Origin of the sequence: Microcystis sp. LEGE 08355, from assembly GCF_015207185.1 — a bacterium.
GTDB classification, from domain to species: domain Bacteria; phylum Cyanobacteriota; class Cyanobacteriia; order Cyanobacteriales; family Microcystaceae; genus Microcystis; species Microcystis panniformis.
Map to the genome: position 1 here is coordinate 1 of NZ_JADEXI010000747.1, position 1,947 is coordinate 1,947.

Sequence of the window (1,947 nt, forward strand, 5' to 3'; positions counted from 1 at the left end):
GACCCTAGTTAAGAACTGGGAAAAGGTAAATGCTGACGCAGCACATCCCAGCGCGAACAATCCCAATAATCGATATGAGAAATAATCAGATTATTGTCATCGAGAGTTAATTGGCTCCGTCCAGAAATAGCGATGCGAGGCCGCCAAGGTAAAGGGGTTGTCCAGTGCAATGTCCAACGGGTATTAATAATATTTCCCTGCTGTTCAATTGCGTGGACATCCATCTTGATAGCTTGGAACCATTGACTCATAAAACCAATCATTTCCCGATAGCGTTTAATCCCCCGAAATTGATTGAGAGGGTCTTGAAAATAAACGTTATCAGCATAAATATCATAGGTTTGATCCAGGGGAAATCTTTGATAATCTTGCTGCAAAATAGCGATAATATCCATAAAATACCCAATTATTCCCGATAGCTATTGTCTTTTTTCGCTACTTAAAATATCACTCCCGTCAAACTAAAGGGACGGACTTCGGTAATTTTAACCTTAACAAATGTGCCTCGCAATTCCTCAATATTTCCCGTAAAGAAAGTTAAGCGATTACCCCTAGTTCTTCCCATAACTTGACTAGCATCTTTAGGGTTAACGTCTTCCACTAAAATTTCCTCAATTCTGCCTAAATATCTTTGGGAACGTTCAGCAGCTTTTGTCGCCACTAAATGATTTAATCTTTGTAAGCGATCGCTTTTTACCTGCTCACTTAATTGATTATCCCAAATAGCGGCCGGAGTCCCGGGACGGGGAGAATAGGCGGCCGTATTTAATTGATCAAAACCAATCTCATCGACTAATTTTAAAGTATTCTCGAACTGTGCCTCTGTTTCTCCAGGGAATCCGACAATCGCATCGGCGCTAATGGCAGCATCCGGCATTAAATTGCGAATATTAGCAATAATCTGTCGGTATTTTTCCTGAGTATAGCCCCGTTTCATGGCCTTGAGGATATCATTATCCCCTGATTGAAAAGGGATATGAAAATGTTCACAAACTTTAGGTAATTCCTGACAAGCTTTAATCAAACGTTCGGTAAAATAGCGGGGGTGACTGGTGGCAAAACGGAGACGTTCAATGCCGGCCACATCGTGAACGTAGTAGAGTAAATCGGTGAAATTGTGCAGATGTCGGCCGCTTGCCGTCACTCCGGGTAAATCCCGTCCGTAGGCATCGATATTTTGACCTAAAAGGGTGATTTCTTTATACCCCTGTTGTCCTAATTGTGCCATTTCTGCTCGAATTGCCGCAGGAGTGCGAGATTGTTCCACCCCACGCACCCCCGGAACCACACAATAGGTACAGCGTTCATTACAACCATAGATGACGTTCACCCAAGCGGTAATACTACTATCCCGGCGCGGTTTGGTGATATCTTCCATGATGTGGATGGGTTCGGTAGCCACCACCTGGGAACCGTCAAAAACTTGTTGTAATAAGTCTCCCAAGCGGTTTGCGTGTTGGGGACCGATAATTAAATCCACTTCGGGAACCCTTCTCAATAATTGTTCCCCTTCCTGTTGGGCCACGCAGCCAGCGACCACTAGAGTAAGATCGGGTTGAGTTTGTTTGCGTTTAGCCTGTCTGCCGAGATAGGAATAAACCTTCTGTTCGGCATTATCGCGAATTGTACAGGTATTGTAGAGGATTAGATCGGCTTCGTTGGCATCCTCGGACCATTGAAACCCCAAATCTTCTAAAATACCCGCCATGCGTTCGGAGTCAGCTTTATTCATCTGACAACCAAAGGTGGTGATATGGTAACGACGTGGGGATTTATTCATGATGCTGGCTACAGAAACAAGAGTGCAGGTTTCTATTTTAGGCTATTTATTCTCTGACTTGAAAGAGGGTGTAGGGTGTAGGGTGTGGGGTGTGGGGTGTAGGGAAGGAAACCTCTTTCATCTGTGGGGGTGAAAATTTTTTCATCGGGACTGACTATCGGCTGCTC

2 protein-coding genes are annotated in these 1,947 nt (G+C 44.4%); both read right to left on the minus strand.

The window, feature by feature from the left end; all coding sequences use genetic code 11:
• Window positions 1–8: 8 nt before the first annotated feature.
• Window positions 9–395, minus strand: coding sequence for a DUF2358 domain-containing protein (locus IQ242_RS23630; RefSeq protein ID WP_104398393.1), 387 nt, complete (start codon window positions 393–395; stop codon window positions 9–11).
• A 44-nt stretch (window positions 396–439) separates the two neighbouring features.
• The gene (gene miaB, locus IQ242_RS23635; RefSeq protein ID WP_193961629.1) at window positions 440–1,780 is read right to left on the minus strand and encodes a tRNA (N6-isopentenyl adenosine(37)-C2)-methylthiotransferase MiaB; all 1,341 of its coding nucleotides are present in this window, start codon (window positions 1,778–1,780) and stop codon (window positions 440–442) included.
• Window positions 1,781–1,947 lie beyond the last annotated feature (167 nt).

What these genes read in the sequence shown, in the direction of transcription:
- IQ242_RS23630 (WP_104398393.1), bottom strand. Translation starts at nt 395, where the DNA reads ATGGATATTATCGCTATTTTGCAGCAAGATTATCAAAGATTTCCCCTG.
- miaB (WP_193961629.1), bottom strand. Translation starts at nt 1,780, where the DNA reads ATGAATAAATCCCCACGTCGTTACCATATCACCACCTTTGGTTGTCAG.